The organism is Shewanella sp. AS16 (assembly GCF_021412365.1).
GTDB lineage: Bacteria > Pseudomonadota > Gammaproteobacteria > Enterobacterales > Shewanellaceae > Shewanella > Shewanella salipaludis.
In genome coordinates, this window is record NZ_JAKCLK010000002.1 from 626269 (window position 1) to 651081 (window position 24813).

A 24813-nucleotide genomic window follows, 5' to 3' on the forward strand; every position below is an offset into this window, starting at 1 on the left:
GAGGCCGTCTACCCCGGCGCCATGGAAGCGGCAAACTTGCCATGCCCTGGGCATGCGCAAAATACCTCATGGGTCATGCGCCAAGGTGCCGGTTAAGCTTAGATGAGGAGTGCCGATAGCACTAGCAGGCCCATGGACTGATACCTGGCCCATGCATGAGCTTGAGAGCGACATAAAAGTAGAGCCTGCAATTGCAGGCTCTATCTCATTGACGCGTCAGCCGAAGTGGCATGGGTGATCGGTCTGGGCTAACCGCCAAAACCCGCGGCCTTGATGTCGACCCGGGTCACTTCGCCGTACTTGGCCGCTATCTTGGCTATCTTGTCGGCATTGCCTATCAGCACGTATTGCAGATTGTGCTGGGGGAAATAGGTATTCACCAGACGCCGGGTTTCTTCCAGAGTCAAGCCATCCACCTTGGCCTGGAACTCGTTGATGAAACTGTCGTCGAAACCGTACAGCGCCATGTCGGACAGCAGGCCGGCCAACTGGCCACTGGTTTCGAACTTGGGCGGGAACTGTCCCTTGACGTAGGCCTTGGCCGAATCCAGCGTCTGCTGATCTATGCCCTGTTGCCACAGACGGGCATAGGTTTTCAGCGCCAGGTCTATGGCTTCCTGGGTGGAAGCCTGCTTGGTGAAGGTGCTGATCTGGAACAGGCCTGCATGGGCATAAGGAACGAAACCCGAGCGGGCGCCATAGGTCAGGCCACTGTTCACCCTCAGCTCGTCGTTGAGCCAGGAAGTGAAGCGCCCACCGAGAATGGTGTTGACCACAGTCAGTCCCACATAGTCCGGGTTACTGCGGTTTATCCCTGGGCCCCCTATGAGGAAGGTTGTCTCTATGGCATCCCCCTTGTCGACCAGCAAGACCTTAGACTTGTCCAGCGATGGCAGCTGTGCGAGCTCGGGTTGCACCAGTTCCCTGGTATTTTTCCAGCCGGCGAAAGCCTTTTTCAGTCTGGCTTTCATCTGTGCCGGGTCGAAGTCGCCGACCACGCTGATGCTGGTATTCTGTGGCTGATAGTAGCTCTTGTGGAAGGCCCGCAGCTGAGACAGGCTCAGTCCGGCCAGGGATTCGCGGGTCCCGGAAGCCGCATTGCCATAGGGATGGGTACCGAACACCAGCTTGTTGAAGTAGCGGCCGATCACGGCACGCGGGCTCTCCTTGTCCTGGGACAGGCCGGCGATTTCGCGCTCACGCAGCTTGTCAAATTCGGCATAGTCGAAATTCGGACTCAGGAGCACGGTGGCGAACAGGGGCAACATCTTGTCGGTATCCTTGGCCATGAAGTCGGCGCTCAGATAGCTGCCTTCCATGCCGGCTTCGGCCTGCAGGCTGGCACCCAGGGAGTCGACCGTCTGTTCTATCTCGGCCTTGGATTTGCCGCCCGAACCCAACAGCAGCCATTGGGAGGTCATGTGTGCCACCCCGGCCTTGGTGTCGTTGATCGCGCCGGCGCGCACCATGGCATTCAGGGTCACCAATGGCACTTCGGTTTGCGGCATAAGGTAGAAACTCAGGCCATTATCCAGGGTGAATTTTTCATACGCAGGCATGCTGAAGCTGCCGGTATCGACCAGGCTGGAGCCGGCATGTTTCTGGGTGGCGGCACAGCCTGCCAGGGTCAGGCTGCCGGCGAGCAACAAGGCGCCAACGATGCGAGTCTGGCTGAATATCTGTGTGACTCGGCTCATAGGTCTGCCTCCTCGGTAGCGGCCAGCACTGCAACAGTACGATTCGCCTTGGTTAAGTAAGTCTGGGCGACACGCTGGATGTCGGCCGGGGTCAGCTGGTTGTAGGCCCTGGGGGCATTGAACAACTTGTCATAGCTGCCGAAATACAGCTCATAGGTGCCTAAGGTGTTGGCCTTGCCGTTGATGGTTTCCATGGCATGGTAAAATTCCATCAGCTTGATGTTTTTGACCTTTTCCAACTCGTTCCTGGTCACGCCGTCACGGGCTATGGCCTTGATCTGGGTAAGCAAAGCCTGTTCCAGCTTGGTGGCGGCAACGCCCGGGCTGGCAACGCCCATGATGTAAAACAGGTTGGGATCCAAGGACATGGGCAGGTAAGCCTCCGCCTCCAGCGCCACTTGCTTGTCGACCAGGCCACGATACAGGCGCGAGCTCTTGCCTTGACTCAGGATGGCACTGAGCAGATCCAGCGCATAGTAATCTGCATCCGAACTGGCAGGCACATGATAGGCCAGCATCACATTTGGGGTGCTCACCGAGGCCTTCTGTACGAAGACCCTGCGTTCACCCTTCTGCTGAGGTTCGACCGTTCTGACTCTGGCGGGCGGCGCCTGTGCCGGGATCGGGGCCAGGTATTTATCCGCCAGGCGTTTGACTTCGTCGAACTTAACATCGCCGGATACCACCATCACAGCGTTGTTGGGCGCATAGTAGGTCTTGTGGTACTGCACCAGATCGTCCAGGGTCCAGGCGGCAATATCGGATTCATGGCCTATCACAGGCCAGCTGTAGGGATGAGCCCTGAAGGCAACGCCCTTGAGCTCTTCCTGCAGGGTACGCCAGTTGGAGTTTTCCAGCCCTGTGGTGCGCTCGGAGGCGACGACACCGCGCTCACTGTCGACCATGGTCTGGTTAATATCCAGGTTGGCGATGCGATCTGCTTCCAGATCGAACATGGTTTCCAGGGCATTGGCGGGGAACCAGTCCGTATAGACTGTCATGTTCTCCGTGGTGTAGGCGTTGTTCGCCCCACCCGCGGCCTCCATGGTGCGGTCGAACATCTTGGGACCGTATTTCTTCGAGCCGTTGAACATCATATGTTCGAAGAAATGCGAGATACCCGTGATCCCCGGCACTTCGTTGCGGGATCCCACCTTCCAGAATAGGTACATGTTGGCGTTGGGAATGGATCCATCCTCCAATACCATGATCTTCATGCCGTTATCCAGAGTAAAACTCTGAATGTCGGCGGCCGTGGTCGCCTGGGCCGCGCCAGGGGCCGCTAGCAGCCCCATGGACAGCAACAGGGCGCTGAAACTGAATTTCATTGTATTCGCTCCTTGCGATAAAAGCCCTATGAGAAGATAATTCCCCAATTAAATCAAGAACAATTACCTAATCTTCTCCAAGTATTTTGTAAGCTCAGATTACCCTGAGCGGCAAAAGGGCACGGCGGCCGGTATTCAGGGCCTGGCACCCAATGCCGTCATGGCCACCTTGGTCATGGCCTCGACCCCCACCCTGAGCGCCGCCTCGTCCACATAGAACTCGGGCGAATGGTTGCTGGCGGCCGTCTTGGGATCCTGACCCTCGGGAGTCACGCCGAGGAAGAAGAACATCCCCGGGGCCTCCAGAGCATAGTAGGCAAAATCCTCGGCGCCCGTGATAAGCCCAGGCTCTATCAGCCTGGCATCCCCCACCACGGAGGCGAGTACCGGCTTCATCTGCGCCACCAGTTCAGGGTTGTTGACCAGCACAGGATAGCCCTGGTGGATCTCCGTGGTGGCACTGGCGCCAACGCTCTTGGCCAGCAGGCTGCTCATCTCGGCCAGTTTCAGCTTAATATCGGCCCGCATCTGCTGATCGAAGCTGCGGATAGTGCCTATCAGCTCGACCTTGTCGGGGATGATGTTGGAACGTATGCCGCCGTTGATCGCGCCGAAGCTGACCACGGCCGGCGCCTTGGTGACATCCACCTGGCGGCTGATGATGGTCTGGACGCCATTGATTATCTGGGCCGAGGCCACTATGGGATCGACGCCATTCCAGGGCCTGGAGCCATGGGTCTGGCGGCCGGTGACTTCTATGGTGAAGGAATCCTCACTCGCCATCGCCGGACCGGCACGCACCCCTATGACCCCGCTTGGCAAGCTGGAGGTCACATGCATGCCAAACACCTGTTGGGGTTTACGCTCGGCAAACAGCCCCTCTTTGAGCATCAGCTCGGCGCCACCTTCTTCGCCCTCGGGCGCCCCTTCCTCCGCCGGCTGGAAGATAAACATCACATCGCCCGCCAAACTGTCTTTAAGCTGCACCAGGTTCTCGGCCACCCCCATCAGCATGGCCACATGGGTGTCGTGGCCACAGGCATGCATCACCCCCACGCTCTGGCCACGGTAGGAATCTGTCGCCTTGGAGGCGAAGGGCAAGTCCACTTTCTCTGTCACCGGCAGGGCATCCATGTCGGCACGCAGGGCGATCAGCGGACCGGGTTTGCCGCCATGGAGCATGGCCACCACCCCTGTGTGTGCCACCCCTGTCTGCACCTCGAGTCCCAAGCTGCGCAGGTGTGTTGCTATCAGCTTGCCGGTGCGAAACTCACGATTGGATAACTCAGGATGTTGATGCAGATCCCGGCGCCATTGGATCACCTTTGACTCTATCTCCAGCGCCAGTTGTTTCGCATCCGTGGCCCAAGCCGGCAAGGCATAGCCGGCGGAGGAGAGCAAGAGAGTGGCGCCGAGCAGGCGAGCGTTAGCAGTTAAATCCATAATGAACCCCCTGTGAGTCAGCTTATCTTGCTCTAAGCTACAGGGGGAACGGCCAATTGTTAATTCTTTTTTATTAACGGCATAGGTGACTCGCGAGCGCCAGGCGCAGCCGGCCTTAGCCTGGCTTATGCAGAAACACCACGTCCGCCTCGACTATCTCCAGCCGCCAGCCCAGTTGCGCCGCCAGCCATTCGAAACTGGCAACCGAGTAGAAGTTAATATGGGTGGGATCGTTCTTATAGTGCCAGCGGCCGAAGGCTTCCTGGCTCAATACCCGCTTGGTCATCACCGCCAGGACGCCACCCCGGGCCAACAGGCCGTCGAGCAGCGTCAGCAGCGCCGCCGCATCTGCCACATGCTCTATCACCTCGGTCAGGGTGACGAAATCGTAGCTGCGCTCCAGCAGGGCATCATTCCTGGCATAGTAGAGATCATAATTGCTCATCTCGAAACCTGCCTCCTGCGCCATCCGGCTGAGGACGGCGCCCTCGCCGCAGCCAAAATCCAGCCCCCTGGCACCCGGGGACAGGCGCGTCAGCAGCGGATTCAGGGTTCTGGCGAGAAAGCGCCGGTAGCCAGGATCATCCAGCCAATTGTCATGCTTGTCGTATTCGGCCTTCTCCTCAGCGGCAGACAGATGATAGCCGGCGGGCACGGACACCAGCTGGCAGCGGCGACATTGGAAGTAAGCTCTGCGCTTATCCCGATGGAATAAGTGTGAGTCCATGCCATGGCATAGGGGGCAGATCGGCGCTGCAGCTTGAGTAACTGAGTCCTGGGGTTCTGAGGCATTCAGGCTCATCTAGTCTTGGGCTCCAAAATAGCTTTGGGCTCAGGGATTTTCCTGTCTTTAGCGGCCGCTTCCCTGGCCTGCTGCAGATATTTTTGCTCCCTGTCGGCTCTGGTCTCGAATTGCCGGCGGGCTTTCTGTTGCTGCTCGGCTTCCCAGCCGTCACCGCGTTGCCTGGCCTGGATCTTGGCCTCCCTGGCCTGGGTCTCTTCCGCCGCCTGCTTGGCCTTGGCGAGCTGTTGCTGCTCCAGGCTAAGGGAATCCTGGCGTGCCTTATCCGCTATCTGCTGCAGGCTGGGCCGCTCGGTCGCCGCGACCCCAAGGGTCATCAGGCTCATCAAGAGAACACTCAAGATCTTGCCCACAGGCTTCTCCATAGATTTTTTCATAGGTTTTTCCATAGATTTCTCCATAGATTTATTCGGCAACATATTCACGCCCCATGCACGGGTCGTGCATGCATGACGCCATTCAAGCGGCGCACTAGTCTTCATAACGTGCCCGCACCTGTGGCGGCATGGCCGCCAGTCGGTGATCCACCATGGCATCTAAGGCCTCGAACAAGGGCTTCACCTCCAGCCCGGGTTCGAGCGCGCGCAACATATGGGCCGCCGCTTCCAGGGTCGACAGACTGTCGCTGCGACTGGCCTTGCGGATACGGTAGTTGGAACTCTGCTCGAGATCCAGATGCAAAGCCGGATACTGCTGCAACCAGGGATTGAGCTGCAGCAGGCGAAACGCCTTGCGCCAGGTGCCGTCGAGCAACAACAAGACGCAGTCGGCGGCCGGGGCGGCCTGTTGCACCTGCACGCTCTTTTCCGAGGGATAGACCAGATACACGGGCCTTTCGAGCCGCGCCAGGTCCAGACGCAGTTCGGCAAAATCCTCTGGCGTCTCACCCACATAGACCAAGGTCTGGGGAATGACCAGGCTCAAGAGGCGCACACTGTTCTTGGCATGCCCTACCTCACTCGGATGCTGCAACACCAGCAAGCGGGTCTTGGGCTGCAGCGGCCGTATGCTGGCACAGACACAGGCACTCTGGGGATAATGGCAGACAGAGCAATAACGACGAGACAAATGGGCACCCGCAAAATTAGATTAATCTGCCGCAGTATAGCGCCCCCAGGCCCGATAAAAAAAGCCTGCAGCCTGGGGTTAACAGGATGCAGGCTAAGGTGATGCTCTGGCGGTCCGGGCCAGCCGGACATAATTAGGTACTAAGGCAAACTATCCCTGGGCCAGCTGTTCCTGGTGCCAATGGTCGAAGCGGCTCAGGGCCATCATGGCCAACAAGAGCGCCGCCAGTACTCCCATCACCAAGGCCACGGCGAAGGGTGCCGTCAGCCCGGTTTGCTGCACCAGCGCGGTCAACAGCGAGGCACCACTCATCTGAATGAAGCCGAGCATGGCGGTCGCAGTGCCGGCCCTTTCACCGAAGGCCGACAGCGCCATGCTGGTCGCAGGCCCGAGCAACAGGGCGAAGCCTATGCATAACAGCATCATGGGCAGCATGAACCCGAAGGCCGCCGCCATGCCGGCACTCGGGCCCCAGGCTTGCACCAGCAGCTGGATAAGCGCAGATGAGACCAGGATAGCCAGTGCCAAGATCACCGTGGGTCTGTTGCCCAATCTGTGGATCACCCAGGGCGCGGTGAAGCAGGCGGCTATGTTGACGGCGGCATTGAGGCCAAACAGGCCACTGAAGGCCAGCTCAGACAGGCCCAGGTGGCCTATCAGCCACAGCGGCGAGTAAGACACATAGGTGAGGATGGCAGCCATGGCGACCATGCAGGCCAGGGCATAGAAAAGGAAATGCCGGTCCAGCAGCACAGGCTTATAACTGGCCCAACGGTACAGGGGGCCGCTGCTGACGGTATTGGCCGGCCGCGTCTCGGGGAAACGATAGCCCACCAACAGCAGCATCACCACGGCATACAGGCTCATAAACAGGAAGGTAGAGCGCCAGCCGAATTGCAATGCCAGCAAGCCCCCCAAGGTCGGGGCCAACGCCGGGATCACGCAAATGGCGCCATTGAGGTAGCTGTAGATGCGGGCGCCCTCCTTGGAAGAATAACAGTCACGCACCGCACTGAAGACCACTATGGAAGTGGAACAGGCCGCCAGTCCCTGCAGCACCCTGGCCAGTTGCAGCCAATGGAATTCGACGGCGGCGGCCGCCAACAGGCTGCTGGCACCATAGAGCAAGACGCCGAACAGGGCTATAGGACGGCGGCCGAATCTGTCTGCCAGCGGGCCTATCAATATCTGTCCCAGGCCCATGGCACCGAGAAACAGCACCAGGGTCGACTGCACCTGGCTGGCGGAGACGGCAAACTCGGCCGCCATGGTCGGCATGGAAGGCAGGTAAATATCTATGGCCAGGGGGCTCAACAACACCAGAGACATCAGAATAGGAAGCAAATTGCGCCGCATTGTTTCTCTCAACTCATTAGAAATACATAAATCAGGCGCAGATGTTAACCAGTTCAAGGTATGAATAGAAATGGTATAATTTCCGAAGTGAATTTCCCTTAAGGAATATCTATGAATCTGGATAACCTTGCGCGTGTCGATCTCAACCTGCTGGTGATACTGCAGGTGTTGCTGGAGGAGCAGAGTGTCACCCGTGCCGCCAAGCGGCTGCACCTGAGCCAATCGACGCTGAGCAAGAGTCTCAACCGGCTGCGGGATACCCTAGGCGACCCCTTATTCCAGCGTACCGCCCACGGCCTGAAGCCGACATCGCACGCCCTGCTGCTGGGCCAGAAGCTGCCCTCAGTGTTGCAAAGCCTGTATCAGTTGTCGCTGCCACCTACCTTCGAGCCTGCCGACAGCAGCCGTCAGTTCTCCTTCGCCATGGTGGAGAGCGCCTACGAGACGCTGATCCCCTACTTCATAGGGCCGCTGCTGAGCCAGGCGCCCAATCTCAAGCTGGATTCCTACGTCTGGACCGAGAACTCGATGCAAGATCTGCTGCAGGGCCAGATAGACTTCGGCATCTCGGGGCGGGATCTGCAGCCCCTGTCGAACTTTCATCGTGACAAGCTGCCCGAAGGCATAGCCCACAGGATCTTGTACCAGGACCATCAGGTCTGTCTGGTGCGCAACCGGCATCCCATTTTGGCCCAGGTCGAGGCCGGCAACTGGAACAGGGCGGCCTACCTGGAGCTGGCGCATGTGCAGGTGCGCTGTGAGGGCAACGATTGGTGGGCCCTGGATTATCACCTGGCCGAGGCGGGCGAACGGCGCCGGCTCTGCACCACTGTCCCCGACTTCTACGGTGCCGCCAGTGTCTGCGCCCATAGCGACCTGGTCTTCACAGTTCCGGCCAGCTTCGCTGTGCATGCCCAGAAACTCTATTCGCTGACCGAAATTCCCCTGCCCCTGGCCTTCGATCCCATGGTATATGTGCTCTTATGGCACCAGCGCAACGATGAAGATCTTGGGCATAGATGGATCCGCGACATCATCTGCCGGAGTGTATCCGCAGCATTGGGAGTCGAGCCCAGGGAATACAGGGAATAGCCAGAAGCAGTGCCGGAACCGGCCCGGGAGCCAGGCTGGTTGAAATTTTAACCAGCCTGGCCTTGAAATTCCAGAATTCGCCAATATGTAGGAGTAATAGGCAGGACAGTCGCAGTCGCCCGGCTCGGGAAAAAGCGGCGCCGGGTCCGAGTCATACAGAGACTATTGAGCAAACTAGATTAAGCTTAATTAACGTGACCCCAGCCGCCCGATTAATGCACACTGCAGTGCCACTGCATGTTAGGAGTCTTCATGATTTATCGTCAATTTCAACAAATCCCATTGCAGCAAAGGTTTGCCGGCCCCAGAGGCCTGCTGGCCTTCATCGCGGGTGTCGCAGTGATAGGACTGGTGCTTGTGGTCCTGCCCTTCGTGCTCTTGTTCGGTGTCATCGCCCTGATCCTGCTGAGCCTGTTCGGCCGCCTGTATCTGAAGCGCCAGCTGAGTCGCTTCAACAGCAGAAATGCCGCCAATCAGGCAGCGCCGGAAACCGACACTCAGGTGCCGCCGTTCGCCCGGGACAGCTTCACGCCAACACCCCATAAGGGGCGCACCTTCGAGCACGAGCCCGACTGACACAGTCGGCAGCAACAAATAAGGAGCCTGCAGGCTCCTTATTTTTCATCTCTATGGCAAGCGCCTCGCCTAAGCCGCCGGGCTGGACGGGGTTCTCGACACCATGTACAGGCGGAATAGGGCGACATTGACGAACAAGCCGATGAAGGCCGCCAGGGTTTCCACCAGCAACTGCAGGGGCAAGCCCACGGCCTGGGCCGCATTCGACAGGGTGCCGCCGATGAGCGACAAAGGGATATACAGCATCAAGACTGTGATGGTCTTAAGCACTATGGGACCGCTGAAGTTGAAGCTGGCCTTGATGGCCTCCAGGGGCGAGAGTTGTTCGACCACCACCATGAAATTGACATAGGCCAGTCTGGCAAACAGGTAGAAGCTCAACACCAGGCCTACCAGCCATAGCGGGCCGAAGGCGGCGAACAACATCACAGGGGCCAATATCGCCAGGCCAGAGAAGACACCGGCGAGCAACAGCGGCGGCACGAAGGGCACACTGGCTTTCAATACCATGCCGGCGCCGGGGTTATGGCCTTGGGAACGGATATCCAGAAACAGGGTCAGCGCGGCGATCAACAGGGAAAACACCAGCAGCAACAGCATGACGGCTAACATATGCGAGGCACCAAACTCGGGGGCTTCGGCATTCATCTTAGTCAATTCAGTCCCCAACCATAGCTGGATGCCCACTTGGAGCAGTAACAGGGGCATCACCAGCGCGGCCAGTTGGCCCAGATGATTGCGGAAAAAATTATAAGCTTCGGTCAATATAGCAGACAGTGACATGCGCCTTTCCAATAGATGATTGATACCAGAGAAACAGAGGCCTAAGGATACCCAAAATCCCCGGCTAATGCACAGACGAAATCACCATGGCAAGCGGGTTGGCGCTAAAATAGGAGCGACAAAAGCTTTTTAGTCGCTAAAATGCAAGTTGATAGCTTGATTAGCCACAGGACAAAACATGATGAAACATACAGCCGCCATATCCCTGCTTATCGCTGCGACCCTCAGCGTACCGGCGAGCGCAGGTTGGTTAGACAAGTTAACAGCCGCACCGGAAACGGCAACCCAGGCCACTGAGCCGCAAAGCAACGAGCTGGTCGGCAGCGTGATGTCGCAACTGGGGCTGAGTCAGTCCCAGTCCGAGGGCGGCCTGGGCAGTCTGCTGAGTCTGGCGCAATCCAGCCTGGGCGCCGAGGATTTCGGCCAACTGTCCGCCAGCATCCCGGATGCCGAAGGCCTGCTGGCTGCCGCGCCGGCAACGGATAGCGACGCCGGCATGTCGGGACTCCTGTCCAAGGCCGGCAGCCTGGGTTCGGCCTTCCAGGGCAGCGCCATGGTCTATGATGCCTTCGAGAAACTGGGGATCTCCAAAGAGCTGGTCGCTCCCATGGCAGATATACTCAAATCTTATCTGCAGACCAATGGCGCGGAAGGGAGCGCAGATCTCTTGCTGCAAGGCCTGAGTTCACTCCTCTGAGCTGCCCCACACAGGCAGGCCATCGCCTGCCTGTCGAGCGCGGCGGCAAGCACCCGCAGTAGAAACAAGGTTTAGTCATGATAGCGTTACTCAAACAACTTTTTCAGTCGCAAACCCAGGCATTATCACCCCAGGAGCAGGAGCGACAACTCAACCTCGCCGCCGCCAGCATGCTGCTGGAAGTCGTCTATGCCGATGAGACCCTGAGTGAGAGTGAAGCCGAACTCTTGCCACAACTCCTGGTGTCGACCCTGGGGATACTGGCGGGCGAAGCGGAACAAGTGCTGGTCGAAGCCAAGCGGACGCAGAGAAATGCCACCTCCCTCTATGAATTCACGGCCGAAATCAACCGCATATACTCGATAGGGCAGAAACAACAACTGCTCCTCGCCATGTGGCGCCTGGCCTATGCCGATGGCCGGCTATGCCAGTATGAAGATCAGATCATTCGCCGCACCGCAGATCTCTTATACCTGAAGCACAGCGAATTGATCCGGATGCGCAATCTTGCCAAGGAGCAAACCGACTAGCAGCGCCAAGCTGCCGGCATAGCGCCCCATGTCAGTTGCGGGTAAATTTGAGCAGGTAACGGCTGCTCTTGCCCTTGATGCTGGGATCGAATACCGAGATGTTCAAGGGATCCTCAGGGTTTTTCAGCAGCTCGGAACTGGCAACCAACTCGAATCCCATCTGGGTCATGAGGCTTATCACCTCCTGTTTTGCCAGCCTATGATACTCATGGGCGCTGGAGACATCCGCCCCCGGCAAGGCGTCGTGATCTATGATCGCCAGATAGCCGCCAGGCTTGAGGCTGAGATAGAGGGTCCGCAGCAACTTGACCCTGTCTATCTCGGGCCAGTCCGCCTCATGGTAATACATGTCATGGAAGCCCAGCACGAAGAAGATGCGATCGAAACTCGCCGCAGCTAACGTCAGATCGTTGGCCTCGGACAGTAAGAGTTCGACATTGGGCAAGCGGGTCGCATATTCCCGCTCCGCCAGCTCGGCCTTGGCGAAGGGCAGATACGCCTGATTATTGTGCGCCACCACCTTGCCCCGCTCACCCACGATCCGCGCCAGCAGCTCGCTGTAATAGCCGCCACCGGAAAACAGATCCAGCACCCGCTGACCAGGTGCTATCTCCAGAAACTGCAACACCTGTTGCGGATGGCGGTCGGCATCCCTAAGCCTGTCCCTGGCCAGTCGTTGCCCGGCATCCACGGCCGCGGCGATAGCACCTTGGTTGGAAGGCGTTGGGGCATCGGCCGCAGCGGCTTGGTGCAGACCCAATCCCAGCAAGATCCCGGGCAGCATCTTAGAAAAAATCCTCATGTTTAACTCCAGATTGACGCGATTCAACTCATGACTCTCACAGCGCCACAGGATAGCCAATTCCCCCGCAACAGATGTTGGTTATTTGTAAATATTCGTGTTTGCCTTAGAAAAGGTAAACAAATACTTTGAAAGCGCCGCCCCAGATGTTGTTGTCATGGGGGTGACAAGCCAGGGATCATTATCAAGAGAAACAGCATCTTGAATGGCAACGGAGCGACCTGAGCCCTCAGGCGTGCAGCAAGGGACCAAAGAGGACGTTACACTGCGCATTGAGACAAAAATATAAGCGGCATGAAAAAGCCCTGAGTACAGGGCTTTGTTATGCCGAAAAGCAACCGAAGGCTAGTGCTTCGCCAGCACCTGCTTGCGAACCAGGTGGGACTTCTGCCACCAGAGGAAGGGCGCCACCACGGCCACCAGCAGACAGGCATAGGTTATGTTCGCCCCCAGGGACAGTCCCAGGGCGAGACAGAACAAGCAGCCGAGCAGCACCAAGGGCAGATAGCGTTTGCTCAGCAGCCTGGCCGCCGCCAGCATGGACATCAGATAGATGATGACGAATACCCCATTGGTCCAGGAGATCAGATGTTCCAATTCCTGCCCTGTGACGAAGGTCAGCACCAGCACACAGGCCATCAGCCCCAGGATGGCCGCCAACGCCCGTACCGGCACTCCGTGGCCATTGAGGCTGTCGAAGCGGCGCGGCAATATGCCTTCGCGGCTGAAGCTCCAGAGCAAGCGGGCGGCGCTGGCGGAATACACGTTCACAGTCGCCAAACCGCTGGCGATCCCCAAAATGCCGATCACCTGAGCGCCGTAACCGCCGAGCAGGCGATCGAACACCCCTATCATGGCCACCCCAGAGTCGGTCGGCACCAACAAGAGCAACAGGGTGCAGGCGAGGTAGATGAGTCCCACCAGGCCTGTGCCCAGCATCATGGCCGGGATCATGTCCCTGTCCGGACGGCGAAAATCATTGGCCAGATGTGTCATGGCTTCGACCCCGAGAAAACTCCAGAAGGCGATGCCGGCGGCCGCCATCACCAGCGGCGTCTGCGGGCTGAACCCCTGCGCCGAGGCCTGCAGGCCATCCAGGTTCAGGCCGGCGGCACCGAAGAGCGCCACCACCACGGCCACTATCCCCAGGGTCAGGGCGAATTGCAGCTTGGCCGACACCTGAATGCCGCGCAGGTTGAGCAGGAATAGCCCCAGGATGAGCAGCAGCTCTGTGCCGACCTGAGTCCAGCCGGTCAGCGGCACCAGGGCATTGACGAATTGGAAGGTCATGAGGATCGCGGCCGGGGCGCCCATGGGCACCACCAACAGGAATATCAGCCCTATGGTCCGTCCGGCCGTGCGACCGAAGGCCTTCTCGACGAAATAGGCCGGCCCCGCCGCATGGGGAAACACGCTCGCCAAGCGGCCGAATACCAGGGTGACTGGGATGATCGCCAGGGTCAGCAGGAGCCAGGCCAGCAAGGCGCCGCTGTCCGCCTTGGCGATCGTCATTTGCGGCAGGATAAACACTCCTGTACCCAGCAAAGTGGTGGCCATCAATCCGGCACCCTGCCAGCGTCCTATTGTTCCAGTATTTTGATTCATCTGTTAAAATCCGGGGGCTAATTGCCGTCAGTATAATGGGATTTCACTCGACAATCTGCCGTCATCTCCCGGCACTCTAAAGCCGATACCGGCAAAGTGACGGGAAATAGCCAAAAAACCGTCAAAACGTTCCCATAATGGAGTGTGCCTTGGATAAGTTCGATAAAGCCATCATCACAGCCCTAAGACAGGATGCCCGCCAGAGCGTCTCGCGTCTGGCCCAGCAAGTGAACCTGTCCCGCAGCGCCGTCTCGGAGCGCATCAAGAAACTGGAGCAGACGGGCATAATACGCGGCTACCAGGTGCTGCTGAGCGAATCCCAGAAGGAAGGCGTCTCCGCCTATTTCGAGATCCAGCATAAATGTCCCAGGTGCGACGACGTCGCCCACGTATTCCTGTCGATCCCCGAAGTCGTCACCTGCCGCGGCATCACGGGCGAAATGGATCTCCTGGTATATGTGCATGCCGACTCCATGCGGCGCCTGCATGAGATCCGCGAGTATATAGACACCCACACAGACATACTGAGGATCAAGACCCATGTGGTCATGAGCGAATGGATCAATAATCAGGGATAAAGATATTTAAAATCCTAGACATAGGATGAGTTATCTTGCAGAGTTTCATTCAGACCCGGCCTGACTCTCCAGGCCCCGGCATGAGGCAAAGAAGTCACTATGCAGACAGGCACAGGCACGTTCGCAACAGAAACCGGACAGGCTGGCACAGAGGCGCAGCTGAACCTGCTCTGGGGCAGCCTCATACTGGAAGAGCTGGCGCGCTTGGGAGTACGGCATGTCTGCCTGGCACCCGGTTCCCGCTCCACCCCGCTGACCCTGGCCCTCGCCGGGCAGGACAAATTCAGCCGCCACCTGCACTTCGACGAGCGGGGACTGGGCTTCATGGCCCTGGGACTGGCCAAGGCCAGCCAGACCCCGGTGGCCGTCATCACCACCTCGGGCACTGCGGTGGCGAACCTGCTGCCGGCGGTGATCGAAGCCAGCCTGACCCGGGTGCCACTCGTCATACTCTCCGCCGACCGGCCAATGGAATTGCTCGACTGCGGTGCCAATCAGGCCATTCCCCAGCCAGGGCTCTTCGGCGTCTATGCCAGGCAGCTGAACCTGCCGCCGCCCGACGATCGTATGGGGCCAAGGGCCCTACTCAGTTCGCTGGATGCGCTGCTCGCCCGGCAGACGGGCCCTGTGCATATCAACTGCATGTACCGTGAGCCCCTGTATCCCGATGACGCCGGCCTGGATCTCGGCCAGGCACTCGAGCCCTACGGCAAGGAGTTGCGGCGCTGGCACAGGGATGGGTATCCTTTCACCCGCTACAGCCAGGCGAGCATCTGCAGCCTGCCAAGCACGGATGCCCTGCTGCGTTTCGCCCACGGCAAGGGAGTGATACTGGTCGGCGCCCTGACGGCGGACGCGCAGCCGCAGCAGCTGATCACTCTGGCACAGAAACTCGGCTGGCCACTACTGGTCGATGGCCAGTCCCAACTGCGCCAACATCCGGCGGCGCTGGGCAACATAGATCAACTTCTGCTGCAGCCCAGGGCCAAGGCACTGCTGCAACAGGCCGACAGGCTGCTGCTGGTGGGCGGGCGTCTGATTTCCAAACGCCTGCAGGCCTACCTGGCCGAGCAGGACTGGCATAGCTATTGGCAACTGCTGCCGGACACGGACAGGCTGGATCCCAACCACAGCGCCAAACAGCTATGGCAGGCGAGTATTTGCCAGTTCACCGCCTTGAGCTGGCCACGTTCCAGTGCCGCCAATTGGGCACTGCCACTTGTCCCCATGAATGACGCCCTGCATGGCCTATTCGCTTGCCACATAGACGAGGGCGAGTTCGGTGAGGCCCAGGTCATACGCACTGTGGCGACCACCCCTTTCCCCTCGGGCGCGGGGCAGTTGTTCATAGGCAACAGCCTGCCGATCCGCCTGTACGACATGTATGCCCCCGTGACCCCTGAGCCCCTGTCCGTGTTCAGCAACCGCGGCGCTTCGGGTATCGACGGCCTGCTGGCGACCTGCTGCGGCATCGCCGCCCACCAGGCCAGGCCGACCACTCTGGTGATAGGGGATATGTCCCAGCTGCACGACCTCAACTCCCTGGCATTGGCCGGCAAGCTGCAAAGCACCTTGGTCATAGTGGTGCTCAACAACGATGGCGGCAACATCTTCAACCTGCTGCCCGTGCCGGACGAAGCGCTGCGACACGACTATTACCGCATGGCGCATGGGCTGAACTTCGGGTATGCCGCCGCCATGTTCGGCCTGGCCTACAATCATGCCGAAGATCTGCAGGCCTTCAAGGCCGCCTACCTGGATGCACTGGCTTATCCGGGCGCCTCGGTGATCGAGGTCGGCATAGGCCAGACCCAGGCGAGTGCGCAGATAATCGCCCTCAACCAGTGGGTCAGGCAAGGCTGATGCTGGCCATGACGCGCCACGGTGCCGGGCACTTGCCGCCGCTGGTGTTGCTGCATGGCTTCCTCGGCGACAGGCATGACTGGCGGGCCATGCTGCCACTGCTCGGCCGGCACTTTCACTGCCTCTGCATAGATCTCCCGGGCCATGGCGACAGTCGGGCCGTCGAACTGCCAACCCCTGGCCTGTCCGCCTGTGCGGCCATGATAGTCCGATGCCTGGAGGCCGCAGGCATAGGGCAATTTCACCTGCTGGGTTATTCCCTCGGCGGCCGGATAGCGCTGCAGCTCGCCAGGGAGTTTCCCACCCGTTTGCTCAGCCTCAGCCTGGAGTCCAGCCATCCTGGGCTGACCACTACGGCGGAGCGGGCGGCGCGGCGCCAGAGCGATAGCCTCTGGGCCGAGCGCCTCGAGCACGCGCCCATACGCGAATTTCTGCGGCTCTGGTATGCATCCCCCACGTTCGCCGAGCTGACGCCCGAGGCCAGGGAGGCATTGGTCGCCCGTCGCAGCCACAATTCGTCCCTGTCACTGCTGAACTGCTACAGGGCCACCTCGCTGGCGCTGCAGCAAGATCTAAGCTCAGTGCCGGCCGGACTCGGCTGCCCATGCCATTACTTCAGCGGCGCCCTGGACCGCAAGTTTTCCGCCCTGGCCGCCGACTGGCAGAGCCCGGGGCTGCAATGGCATTGCCTGGAAGATGCGGGCCATAACCTGCATCTGCAGGCGGCGACCGAGTTCGGCCAGCGCTTGCTTGCCGCCCTGGGAGAGCACAGCCCATGCTGAGCTCGCTGCGCCTGTATCACTATCAGATCCCCCTGACGCCGCCGCTGGCCGTGGCCAGGCAGAGGATTGCCGAGCGTCAGGGTCTGGTGCTGCAGGCCAGCAGCAGAACGGCCGCAGGGGCTGTGAAGCGGGCCTGGGTCGAAATAGCCCCCCTGTCCGGTACCGATATCCAGGGCCGGCCGCTGACGGGCTTCAGCCCTGAGTCACTCAATGAAGTCACAAACTACCTGCGCCTGCTGCTGCCGACACTGCTCAGGCAACCTCTGGCGAGCCTGAGCCTGGCCGCCCAGGGCTGTGAACTGGCCTCCGCCGCCTATGGCCTCAGCCTACTGCATGCCAGGCTAAGCGGCGCTTGCGATCAGAGACCCGCGCGGACGCAACCGACGGCCGCCATGCCCATTCCCCTCATCTATCTCAACCCTGGCGAGGACCCACGCCAAGCGGCAGCGCGGATCCGCACCCTGCCGGCCGGCATCACCAGGGTCAAGCTCAAGGTGGCCCAGACCCATGCCGCCACCGAGCTCAAGTTGCTGCATGAGGTCCTCGCCATCAGGCCGGAGCTCAAGCTCAGGCTGGATGCCAACCAGGGATGGGATCTGGAGCAGGCCATCGCCTTCGGTGCTTGCCTGCCCAAGTCGGCCATAGAGTATATAGAGGAGCCTTGCCGCACCCTGGCGGAAAACATCGCCTTCCACCGGGCGCTGGGACTCGGCTACGCCCTGGATGAGAGCCTGCACCAGGCCGGCTTCAGCCTGGCCCCCCACCCTGGGCTCGTCGCCTTATGCATCAAACCCATGTTGTTCGGCGAGCTGGGGCTGTTGAGGGAATTTATCGGCCGGGCCCATGCCATGGGGCTGCGTTGCATCCTGGGCTCCAGCCTGGAGGCCAGCCTGGGGATCGCCGCCATCGCGGCGCTGGCGAGCCGGCTCACCCCGGATGAAGCGCCGGGAATAGACACCCTGGACGCCTTCGCGCAGGACTTGCTCGTCTCCTCCGGCAAAGCCGAATGCCTGGGCCGGGAGCAGCTGGCACTGCTCGCCGAGGCAGGTCCATGCTGAATATTTCGCCACTGCATGCCACGGCGCTGCGCCATCCCAACGCCATTGCCCTGAGGTTCGGCCCCTCTCCAAATGCCTATGACCAAGCTCCAGGGCAAGCCGGCCGCCCCGAGCCGAGCACCCAAGAGGGTTTGGCGCTGAGCTATCGCGAGCTCAGCCGGCGGGTATTGCAACTGGGGCAAAGGCTGAGGCGCCAGGGCCTGGAGCCCGGCGCCCGCCTCGGCTGCGTCTCGGGCAACTGCCTGGAGGCCATCTTGCTCTACTGGGCCTGTGTCGATAACGGCTTGCTCTTTTGCCCCCTCTCCCCCAGGCTGCCACCCGGGCAAATTCGGGCCATGCGCCGGGAGTTTGCCCTGACGGCTATCTGGTATGAGCCGGCCGCGGCCCGGGGCGCTGCGGATCTGCGCCTCGGGCTAGAGGATGAGCCTGAGGCGCAGGACAAGCTGCCACCGCCCGTCATAGACGCCGGCCAGGCGGTAAACCTCATCTTCACCTCGGGTTCCAGCGGCAAGCCCAAGGCGGCGGTGCATAGCCTGAACAACCACATCGCCAGCGCCGCCGGCGCCCGCAGCCTAATTCCGCTCGCGCCCGGAGATAGCTGGTTGCTTTCACTGCCGCTGTTCCATATCGGCGGCCTGGCCATACTCAACCGCTGCGCCCTCGCCGGCGCCTGTATCTCCCTCCCGGATCCCCGGCTGTCGCTCGCCGGACAGATCCGTCACGACGCCATAAGCCATCTGTCCCTGGTGCCGACCCAGCTCTGGCGCCTGCTCCGGGGCGACGCCGACGGGGTTGGATTCGACCCGGGCCAAAGCTCACTCAAGGCGCTGCTGCTGGGCGGCGGCCCCATGACACAGGCGCTGCTGGACGCCCTGGCGCAAAGCCGGCTGCCGGCCTTCTGCAGTTATGGCATGACAGAGATGAGCTCGCAGATCACCACAGGACAGGCACAGGCCGACGGCAACAGCGGCAGCCTGCTGCCATACAGGCAACTCAAACTGGTCGATGGCGTCATCTGGGTCAGGGGGGAAACCCTCTTCCTGGGCTATCTGCAGGCGGGGAAAGTGTGTAAGGAACTCGACGACCAAGGCTGGTTCTGCAGCGGTGACAGGGGCCTCATCGATGGTGCCGGCCGCCTGCGGCTGCTGGGCAGGGTCGATAATCAGTTCATCTGTGGCGGCGAGAATATCCAACCGGAAGAAATAGAAAATGCCCTCAGGTTGCATCCGGATATCGAGGAGGCCATAGTCTTCGGCGAAGCCGATGCCGAGTTTGGCCTGCTGCCCAGTGCCATCATTCGCGGTGAACTGCCGGATCCGGCCGAGCTGCGGGAGTTTCTGCAGCCGAGGATCGCCGGCTTCAAGCGCCCGCGCCGCTACTATCCCTGGCCCGAGCTGACCGACCAGGGCGGCCTGAAGCTCGCCCGCAAGCGGGTAATAGCCGCCGTGCTCGAGGCTAAATCGCCAGGCAGCTGAACCTTATCTGGGAATAACGGGCCTAAAAAAACCTGCCGCGGCAGGTTTTATTTCAGGAAAGCTGAACAGGCTAGATTTCCATGCAGGCCTTGAGTTTATTCATGGCATTCTTTTCCAGCTGACGAATGCGTTCGGCCGATACCTGGTAGGTCGCCGCCAATTCCTGCAGTGTGGTCTTGTTGTCTTCATCCAACCAGCGGGCCTGCAATATGTGCTGGCTGCGCTCATCCAGGGTCTTGATGGCAGACAGGAGACGCGATTGGGAATTGCTTTCCCAGTTGTCCTGTTCTACTTGGGTGGCCAGATCCGAGGAGTGATCTTCCAGATAATGCACAGGCGCGAAGTCATGTTCGTCATCCTGATCGTTGGTCAGATCGAAGGCCGGATCCTGGGCCGCCATGCGCGACTCCATCTCGGTCACATCCGCCTTGGACACCCCTAGATTTTCCGCCACCATGGTGACTTCTTCATCGCTGAACCAGCCCAGACGTGTCTTGGCCTTGCGGATATTGAAGAATAATTTACGTTGCGCCTTGGTGGTCGCCACTTTGACTATGCGCCAGTTCTTCAGCACATATTCATGAATTTCTGCCTTGATCCAATGCACTGCGAATGACACCAGACGCACGCCCACATCGGGATCGAAACGTTTGACCGCCTTCATCAGGCCTATGTTGCCTTCCTGGATCAGGTCCGCCTGCGGCAAGCCATAGCCGAGATAACCCTTGGCGACATGCACCACGAATCTCAGGTGCGACATGATGAGTTGCTTCGCCGCCTGCAGATCGCCGGTTTCCTGCAAACGCTTCGCCAGCTCATACTCTTCCTCTGCCCCCAGCATGTTGATGCTGGTTACCGAATGAATATAAGCCTCTAGACTGCTGCTTCCGCGGGGAACCGTCAGTGCCATTGATTGCGTTTGAAAGGTCATGCGCTCTCCTACTCTTTACCACTTAAGGAACTTATCCAGATTAAGGCTGCTGAATAAGCCCAAGAACTATCGACTATCTGACAGAGTATGTCAACCTCGCCCGGCAACCCGGGTGGGTCAAGGCCTATTCTGCCCACCTTAATGTAGACAATTCAAATAAATAAATGTTCATCTAAGGCGCCCCCCGGTGCCGGCGGGCCGACTCAAGCGGGTTCTATGGCCCGCAGATGCTGGCGTACCGACAGGTAAGAGCCTAACCAGCCGAGAAAAGACGCCAGCAGCACCAACTGCAACAGCTCGGCGAAACTCAGCGACTGCATGGACAACTGGCTGCCATAGAGCCCAAGCAACTCGCCCAGGGCAGAGTCCAGGTACCAGACCAGGAGATTGATTATGCTCCAGGCCAGCACCCCGCCTATCACCCCATACCAGATGCCGGTATAGAGGAAGGGCCTTTGGATGAAGGCCTCGGTGGCGCCCACCAATTTCATCACTTCTATCTCTGTCCTGCGGTTCATTATCGCCAGGCGGATGGTGTTGCCTATCACCAGCACCACCGCCAGCACCAGGAGGGCGGCTATGGCCAACACGGTACGCTCCAACAGGCGCACCATGGCCTGCAGGCGCTCCAGCCATTCGATATCCAAACGGCCAAAGCTCACCTCGGGCTCGCGTTCCAGCTGGGCCAGCAATTCCCTGGCCCTCGCCGGGGTCGAATATTTGCCACTCGGGGTCACCACCACCACAGAAGGCAAGGGGTTGGTGTCCAGATAGGACAGGGCCTCACCGAAGCCGGACAGATGCTGAAACTCTTTGAGCGCCTCGGCCCGGCTGATGTACTTGACCTCGGCTATCCTGGCATTGCCCCTGAGGCGGGCGAGCAGGCTCTGGATCGACTGCTCGCTGCGATTGTCTTCGACAAACAGGGAGATTTCCGCGGCACTGTTCCAGGACTGGGTCACAGTCTCGGCATTCTTGACCAACACCTGCAAGGCCGCCGGCAGACTCAGGCTCACCCCGAGCACAGCCATGGTCATGAGGGAGGAGACGGGGGTACGCCACAGCTCTCCCATGCTGGCCATGGCCTGTTGCAGATGACGGATAAAAAACATCAGGATACGCCCGGATATGGGCAACTTGCTGTGGGTTAACTTGGCTCTTCTGCTCATGGCTATTCCCCGCCCGAAGCGGCATGGACCGAGTCGAGTTCCTGGGCCCCCAACATACGCCCCTGTTTCAGGGTCAGGGTGCGGTACTTCATCCTGGCGATAAGTCCGAGATCATGGGTGGCGATCAGCACGCTAGTACCGGCATCGTTGAAGGTCTCGAATAGCCGCAGAATATCCATGGACAGCTTGGGATCCAGGTTGCCCGTGGGTTCGTCGGCGAGCAACAGCGGCGGCTTGTTCACTATCGCCCTGGCGATGCCCACCCTCTGCTGCTCGCCGCCGGACAACATCACGGGGCTGTGGCGCTCCTTGCCATAGAGGCCCACCATGTCCAGCGCCCCCGCGACCCGCTTGCGGATCTCGCCGTGGGAAAAACCTTCTATGACCAGTGGCAGAGCCACGTTGTCGAATACGCTCTTGTCCATCAGCAGGTGATGATTCTGGAAGATCATTCCTATGTTGCGCCTCAGATAAGGCACATGGGCATTCTTGATCTTGGCGATATCATGGCCGTTGATCACCACCCGACCGGCACTGGCGCGCTCTATGACTGTGATCAACTTGAGCAGGGTACTCTTGCCCGCCCCCGAATGACCTGTGAGGAAGGCCATCTCCCCCTGTTTCAGATGGAAGTTCACCTCGGTCAGGGCCTTTTGCCCGCCCGGGTAGATCTTGCTGACCTGTTCAAACTGGATCATAGCTGGGTATCCGTTTTGTTAACCTGAGTCCAAAGCAGTCGCCCATTATAAGCCTGGGCCCCTTGGCTAGCTGTCGCTCTTCTCCTGACTGAACAGGGCCTCGATAAAATCGCCGGCGTCGAAGCTGCGCAGATCGTCTATCTGCTCCCCCACACCTATGTAGCGAATGGGGATGCCAAATTTATCGGCGATGGCGAAGATCACCCCGCCCTTGGCGGTGCCGTCGAGCTTGCTGACCGTGATGCCCGTCACCCCCACGGCTTCCTGGAAGAGTTGCGCCTGGCTGATGGCATTCTGGCCCGTGCTGGCGTCCAGGGTCAGCATGACTTCGTGTGGCGTATTCGGGTCCAGCTTCTTCATCACCCGCACCACCTTCTTGAGTTCTTCCATCAGGTGGCTCTTATTCTGCAAGCGGCCTGCGGTGTCGGCGATCAACACGTCTATCTTGCGGGCCTTGGCGGCCTGCAGGGCATCGAACAGCACTGAGGCACTGTCGGCGCCCGTGTGTTGGGCTATGACAGGGATATCGTTGCGCTGTCCCCAGACCTGCAGCTGCTCGACGGCGGCGGCACGGAAGGTATCCCCGGCGGCCAGCAGCACAGACTTGCCCTGGCTCTGATACTGTTTCGCCAGCTTGCCTATGGTGGTGGTCTTGCCCACGCCATTGACCCCCACCATGAGGATTACGAAGGGGCCATCGGCATTGTCCGGTACCAGCGGAATCGCCACCGGCTCCAGGGTCTTCTGCATCTCATCGCGCAGCAGCTCATACAGGGCCTCGGCGTCCTGCAACTGCTTGCGTGAGGCCTGCTCCGTCAGGCTGTTAATCAGCCGGGTGGTGGTTTCGACCCCGACATCGGCGATCAGCAGCTGCTCTTCCAGCTCTTCGAACAGCTCATCGTCTATCTTCTTGCCGCGAAACAGCCCCATGAAGCCGCTGCCGATATTTTCGCTGGTGCGGCGGAGGCCGCGGCGCAGACGGGCAAACAAACCTTCCCTGGCGGGTTTCGCCTGGGGCTCGGGTTGCAGCGCTTCCTGGGTCTCTGTCTCGGCCGCTTGTTGTGCCGCGAGGCGCGCCTGCAGCTCGGCTTCCGCCCGGGCCGCCTCCTGTTCCGCGGCCTGTGCGGCCAAGCTGGCCCGTTGTTCTGCTTCGGCTGCGGCCTCGGCTGCTTGCTGCGCCGCGAGACGCGCCTGCAGCTCGGCTTCCGCCCGGGCCGCCTCTTGTTCTGCGGCCTGTGCGGCCAACCTGGCCTGTTGTTCTGCTTCTTCTGCGGCCTCGGCTGCTTGCTGTTCGGCTTCTGCTTCTGCTGCGGCCTGGGCCTCCTGCTGCGCCGCGAGGCGCGCCAGCTGTTCTGCTTCCGCCTGTTTCTCGGCTTCTATGACCAACCTGGCCTGATTCTCGGCTTCGAGCTGAGCCGCAGCTGCAGCCTCTGCCGCCTGCCGTTCGGCGAGCAGTCTGGCCTGCAGTTCTGCCTCGGCCGCCGCTTGTGCTTGCTCTGCCTGCATGGCTGCGGCTTGCGCTTGCGCCTGAGTATCTGTCACGGCCGGCTCGGCGCTGTGCTGCTCTTGGGCCGGCGCCGCCGGTGCGGGCCCATCCTGCTCCTGGATCAGCACCTCTGTTTCCGCCTGAGTCTTCTCAGGGGACTTGTCTTTGCGGAACCAGGAAAAAAAACCTTTCTTTGCCATGTGGGATACCAATGCTCAACTTACTGAATCGAATTTATATAGGGCCGCACTTCTTATACCAGATTGCCGGCAGAATTACGCTCGCCAGGGACAATTGAGGCAGAGAACTTATGTCCTCACCCTTTGGCGGCAGTTTGAGTTAAAATAGCGACCTTCATTAAGGTGGCATAGTCTACCACTTTCTTTCTTCAGGCAAAATCACGGGGGCAAGATGACCAAGAATAGACCCGCTGGCGGTCAGGTCAGGATCATAGGCGGGCAATGGCGCTCACGGCGTTTACCCATCCAAGATCTCGAAGGTTTGCGGCCAACCACGGACAGGGTCAGGGAGACACTGTTCAACTGGCTGGCCGCAGAATTGCCCGGTGCCAGAGTGCTGGACTGCTTCGGTGGCAGCGGTGCCCTCTGTTTCGAAGCCTTGTCGCGTTATGCCGCCTATGCCAAGGTCTTCGAGCTGCAACGCGGCGCCGCCATGCAACTGAAGGCCAATCTGGTCACCCTCAAGTGCGACACCGCCGAGGTAGTCCATGGCGATACCCTGACACTGCTGCGCCAGGGCACGGCCGCAGGCTTCGATATCGTCTTCATAGACCCGCCGTTTCGCAAGGGCCTGGCGCCGGACTGCATGGCGCTGTTGAGCGAGCATGGCTGGCTCAATGAGGGGGCCCTGGTCTATGTGGAAACTGAGTCTGAGCTGGGCCAGCTGGCCCTGAGCGGTGACTGGCAACTCATCAAGGATAAGCAGGCCGGCCAGGTCAGCTATCGCCTCTATCAATATCACGGCGCTTAACAAG

General features: G+C 59.9%; 24 protein-coding genes. 10 read left to right on the top strand and 14 right to left on the bottom strand.

Annotated elements, in window-relative coordinates; translation table 11 throughout:
* Positions 1-248: 248 nt before the first annotated feature.
* The 7 genes from LZP73_RS07520 to LZP73_RS07550 all read right to left on the bottom strand — a co-directional run bounded on the left by LZP73_RS07520 (position 249) and on the right by LZP73_RS07550 (position 7694).
* Complete coding sequence (locus LZP73_RS07520; protein WP_234233881.1) at positions 249-1697, bottom strand: M16 family metallopeptidase; 1449 nt, start codon at positions 1695-1697, stop codon at positions 249-251.
* On the bottom strand, positions 1694-3025 hold the full coding sequence (locus LZP73_RS07525; protein WP_234233883.1) for a M16 family metallopeptidase: 1332 nt from the start codon (positions 3023-3025) through the stop codon (positions 1694-1696). The genes LZP73_RS07520 and LZP73_RS07525 overlap by 4 nt, the downstream gene beginning before the upstream one ends.
* A 135-nt stretch (positions 3026-3160) precedes the next feature.
* Complete coding sequence (locus tag LZP73_RS07530; RefSeq protein WP_234233885.1) at positions 3161-4468, bottom strand: amidohydrolase; 1308 nt, start codon at positions 4466-4468, stop codon at positions 3161-3163.
* Between the two features lie 115 nt (positions 4469-4583).
* Complete coding sequence (locus tag LZP73_RS07535; RefSeq protein ID WP_234233887.1) at positions 4584-5270, bottom strand: class I SAM-dependent methyltransferase; 687 nt, start codon at positions 5268-5270, stop codon at positions 4584-4586.
* Positions 5267-5647, bottom strand: a complete 381-nt coding sequence (locus LZP73_RS07540) for a hypothetical protein (RefSeq protein ID WP_234233888.1) — start codon at positions 5645-5647, stop codon at positions 5267-5269. The genes LZP73_RS07535 and LZP73_RS07540 overlap by 4 nt, the downstream gene beginning before the upstream one ends.
* Before the next feature lie 94 nt (positions 5648-5741).
* Entirely contained in the window at positions 5742-6338 is a 597-nt protein-coding gene (locus tag LZP73_RS07545; protein WP_234233889.1) for a tRNA-uridine aminocarboxypropyltransferase, read from the bottom strand.
* Positions 6339-6488: 150 nt separating this feature from the next.
* Positions 6489-7694 (bottom strand): multidrug effflux MFS transporter, encoded by a 1206-nt coding sequence (locus tag LZP73_RS07550; protein ID WP_234233890.1) that lies wholly within the window; start codon positions 7692-7694, stop codon positions 6489-6491.
* Between the two features lie 111 nt (positions 7695-7805).
* On the opposite strand from LZP73_RS07550, the gene LZP73_RS07555 reads away from it, so the two are divergent.
* A complete protein-coding gene (locus LZP73_RS07555; protein WP_234233891.1) occupies positions 7806-8786 on the top strand; it encodes a LysR family transcriptional regulator in 981 nt (326 codons plus the stop codon).
* A 252-nt stretch (positions 8787-9038) separates the two neighbouring features.
* Positions 9039-9362: a hypothetical protein gene (locus LZP73_RS07560; RefSeq protein ID WP_234233892.1), complete on the top strand. Its 324-nt coding sequence runs from the start codon at positions 9039-9041 to the stop codon at positions 9360-9362.
* A gap of 69 nt (positions 9363-9431) precedes the next feature.
* Here the strand turns inward: LZP73_RS07560 and LZP73_RS07565 are convergent, their stop codons facing one another.
* Complete coding sequence (locus LZP73_RS07565) at positions 9432-10145, bottom strand: hypothetical protein (protein ID WP_234233893.1); 714 nt, start codon at positions 10143-10145, stop codon at positions 9432-9434.
* A gap of 181 nt (positions 10146-10326) precedes the next feature.
* Between LZP73_RS07565 and LZP73_RS07570 the strand changes: the two genes are divergently transcribed.
* Together LZP73_RS07570 and LZP73_RS07575 are read left to right on the top strand one after the other, a co-directional pair.
* Entirely contained in the window at positions 10327-10842 is a 516-nt protein-coding gene (locus LZP73_RS07570) for a DUF2780 domain-containing protein (RefSeq protein WP_234234255.1), read from the top strand.
* Positions 10843-10919: 77 nt separating this feature from the next.
* Positions 10920-11372: a tellurite resistance TerB family protein gene (locus LZP73_RS07575; protein ID WP_234233894.1), complete on the top strand. Its 453-nt coding sequence runs from the start codon at positions 10920-10922 to the stop codon at positions 11370-11372.
* A 31-nt stretch (positions 11373-11403) separates the two neighbouring features.
* Here the strand turns inward: LZP73_RS07575 and LZP73_RS07580 are convergent, their stop codons facing one another.
* Together LZP73_RS07580 and yjeH are read right to left on the bottom strand one after the other, a co-directional pair.
* Positions 11404-12174, bottom strand: a complete 771-nt coding sequence (locus LZP73_RS07580) for a class I SAM-dependent methyltransferase (RefSeq protein ID WP_234233896.1) — start codon at positions 12172-12174, stop codon at positions 11404-11406.
* A gap of 345 nt (positions 12175-12519) precedes the next feature.
* Positions 12520-13779, bottom strand: coding sequence for an L-methionine/branched-chain amino acid transporter (gene yjeH, locus LZP73_RS07585; RefSeq protein ID WP_234233898.1), 1260 nt, complete (start codon positions 13777-13779; stop codon positions 12520-12522).
* Between the two features lie 149 nt (positions 13780-13928).
* Here yjeH and LZP73_RS07590 point away from each other — a divergent pair, with 149 nt between their 5' ends.
* The 5 genes from LZP73_RS07590 to menE all read left to right on the top strand — a co-directional run bounded on the left by LZP73_RS07590 (position 13929) and on the right by menE (position 19535).
* Positions 13929-14357, top strand: a complete 429-nt coding sequence (locus tag LZP73_RS07590) for an Lrp/AsnC family transcriptional regulator (protein WP_169563746.1) — start codon at positions 13929-13931, stop codon at positions 14355-14357.
* A 99-nt stretch (positions 14358-14456) separates the two neighbouring features.
* The gene (gene menD, locus LZP73_RS07595) at positions 14457-16220 is read left to right on the top strand and encodes a 2-succinyl-5-enolpyruvyl-6-hydroxy-3-cyclohexene-1-carboxylic-acid synthase (RefSeq protein WP_234233900.1); all 1764 of its coding nucleotides are present in this window, start codon (positions 14457-14459) and stop codon (positions 16218-16220) included.
* Positions 16220-17002: a 2-succinyl-6-hydroxy-2,4-cyclohexadiene-1-carboxylate synthase gene (gene menH, locus LZP73_RS07600; protein WP_234233902.1), complete on the top strand. Its 783-nt coding sequence runs from the start codon at positions 16220-16222 to the stop codon at positions 17000-17002. Before menD ends, menH begins: the two co-directional genes overlap by 1 nt.
* Positions 16996-18060: an o-succinylbenzoate synthase gene (menC, locus tag LZP73_RS07605; protein WP_234233904.1), complete on the top strand. Its 1065-nt coding sequence runs from the start codon at positions 16996-16998 to the stop codon at positions 18058-18060. The genes menH and menC overlap by 7 nt, the downstream gene beginning before the upstream one ends.
* A complete protein-coding gene (menE, locus tag LZP73_RS07610; RefSeq protein ID WP_234233905.1) occupies positions 18054-19535 on the top strand; it encodes an o-succinylbenzoate--CoA ligase in 1482 nt (493 codons plus the stop codon). Before menC ends, menE begins: the two co-directional genes overlap by 7 nt.
* A gap of 70 nt (positions 19536-19605) precedes the next feature.
* Here the strand turns inward: menE and rpoH are convergent, their stop codons facing one another.
* The 4 genes from rpoH to ftsY form a co-directional block, all read right to left on the bottom strand.
* On the bottom strand, positions 19606-20466 hold the full coding sequence (gene rpoH, locus LZP73_RS07615; RefSeq protein WP_234233908.1) for an RNA polymerase sigma factor RpoH: 861 nt from the start codon (positions 20464-20466) through the stop codon (positions 19606-19608).
* 203 nt (positions 20467-20669) lie between these two features.
* Positions 20670-21635, bottom strand: coding sequence for a permease-like cell division protein FtsX (ftsX, locus tag LZP73_RS07620; protein WP_234233910.1), 966 nt, complete (start codon positions 21633-21635; stop codon positions 20670-20672).
* Positions 21636-21637: 2 nt separating this feature from the next.
* Positions 21638-22333 carry a cell division ATP-binding protein FtsE gene (gene ftsE / locus LZP73_RS07625; protein ID WP_234233912.1) on the bottom strand — a complete coding sequence of 232 codons (696 nt, stop codon included), beginning with the start codon at positions 22331-22333 and terminating at the stop codon, positions 21638-21640.
* 66 nt (positions 22334-22399) lie between these two features.
* Positions 22400-24019 carry a signal recognition particle-docking protein FtsY gene (gene ftsY, locus LZP73_RS07630; protein ID WP_234233914.1) on the bottom strand — a complete coding sequence of 540 codons (1620 nt, stop codon included), beginning with the start codon at positions 24017-24019 and terminating at the stop codon, positions 22400-22402.
* A gap of 211 nt (positions 24020-24230) precedes the next feature.
* Here ftsY and rsmD point away from each other — a divergent pair, with 211 nt between their 5' ends.
* Positions 24231-24809, top strand: a complete 579-nt coding sequence (gene rsmD, locus LZP73_RS07635) for a 16S rRNA (guanine(966)-N(2))-methyltransferase RsmD (RefSeq protein ID WP_234233917.1) — start codon at positions 24231-24233, stop codon at positions 24807-24809.
* The last annotated feature ends 4 nt before the right edge of the window (positions 24810-24813 follow it).

What these genes read in the sequence shown, in the direction of transcription:
- LZP73_RS07565 (WP_234233893.1), bottom strand. Translation starts at nt 10,145, where the DNA reads ATGTCACTGTCTGCTATATTGACCGAAGCTTATAATTTTTTCCGCAAT.
- ftsX (WP_234233910.1), bottom strand. Translation starts at nt 21,635, where the DNA reads ATGAGCAGAAGAGCCAAGTTAACCCACAGCAAGTTGCCCATATCCGGG.
- menD (WP_234233900.1), top strand. Translation starts at nt 14,457, where the DNA reads ATGCAGACAGGCACAGGCACGTTCGCAACAGAAACCGGACAGGCTGGC.
- LZP73_RS07575 (WP_234233894.1), top strand. Translation starts at nt 10,920, where the DNA reads ATGATAGCGTTACTCAAACAACTTTTTCAGTCGCAAACCCAGGCATTA.
- rpoH (WP_234233908.1), bottom strand. Translation starts at nt 20,466, where the DNA reads ATGACCTTTCAAACGCAATCAATGGCACTGACGGTTCCCCGCGGAAGC.
- LZP73_RS07530 (WP_234233885.1), bottom strand. Translation starts at nt 4,468, where the DNA reads ATGGATTTAACTGCTAACGCTCGCCTGCTCGGCGCCACTCTCTTGCTC.
- LZP73_RS07580 (WP_234233896.1), bottom strand. Translation starts at nt 12,174, where the DNA reads ATGAGGATTTTTTCTAAGATGCTGCCCGGGATCTTGCTGGGATTGGGT.
- LZP73_RS07560 (WP_234233892.1), top strand. Translation starts at nt 9,039, where the DNA reads ATGATTTATCGTCAATTTCAACAAATCCCATTGCAGCAAAGGTTTGCC.
- LZP73_RS07570 (WP_234234255.1), top strand. Translation starts at nt 10,327, where the DNA reads ATGAAACATACAGCCGCCATATCCCTGCTTATCGCTGCGACCCTCAGC.
- LZP73_RS07555 (WP_234233891.1), top strand. Translation starts at nt 7,806, where the DNA reads ATGAATCTGGATAACCTTGCGCGTGTCGATCTCAACCTGCTGGTGATA.
- rsmD (WP_234233917.1), top strand. Translation starts at nt 24,231, where the DNA reads ATGACCAAGAATAGACCCGCTGGCGGTCAGGTCAGGATCATAGGCGGG.
- ftsY (WP_234233914.1), bottom strand. Translation starts at nt 24,019, where the DNA reads ATGGCAAAGAAAGGTTTTTTTTCCTGGTTCCGCAAAGACAAGTCCCCT.
- LZP73_RS07520 (WP_234233881.1), bottom strand. Translation starts at nt 1,697, where the DNA reads ATGAGCCGAGTCACACAGATATTCAGCCAGACTCGCATCGTTGGCGCC.
- LZP73_RS07540 (WP_234233888.1), bottom strand. Translation starts at nt 5,647, where the DNA reads ATGAAAAAATCTATGGAGAAGCCTGTGGGCAAGATCTTGAGTGTTCTC.
- menC (WP_234233904.1), top strand. Translation starts at nt 16,996, where the DNA reads ATGCTGAGCTCGCTGCGCCTGTATCACTATCAGATCCCCCTGACGCCG.
- LZP73_RS07550 (WP_234233890.1), bottom strand. Translation starts at nt 7,694, where the DNA reads ATGCGGCGCAATTTGCTTCCTATTCTGATGTCTCTGGTGTTGTTGAGC.
- LZP73_RS07535 (WP_234233887.1), bottom strand. Translation starts at nt 5,270, where the DNA reads ATGAGCCTGAATGCCTCAGAACCCCAGGACTCAGTTACTCAAGCTGCA.
- yjeH (WP_234233898.1), bottom strand. Translation starts at nt 13,779, where the DNA reads ATGAATCAAAATACTGGAACAATAGGACGCTGGCAGGGTGCCGGATTG.
- ftsE (WP_234233912.1), bottom strand. Translation starts at nt 22,333, where the DNA reads ATGATCCAGTTTGAACAGGTCAGCAAGATCTACCCGGGCGGGCAAAAG.
- menH (WP_234233902.1), top strand. Translation starts at nt 16,220, where the DNA reads ATGCTGGCCATGACGCGCCACGGTGCCGGGCACTTGCCGCCGCTGGTG.
- LZP73_RS07525 (WP_234233883.1), bottom strand. Translation starts at nt 3,025, where the DNA reads ATGAAATTCAGTTTCAGCGCCCTGTTGCTGTCCATGGGGCTGCTAGCG.
- menE (WP_234233905.1), top strand. Translation starts at nt 18,054, where the DNA reads ATGCTGAATATTTCGCCACTGCATGCCACGGCGCTGCGCCATCCCAAC.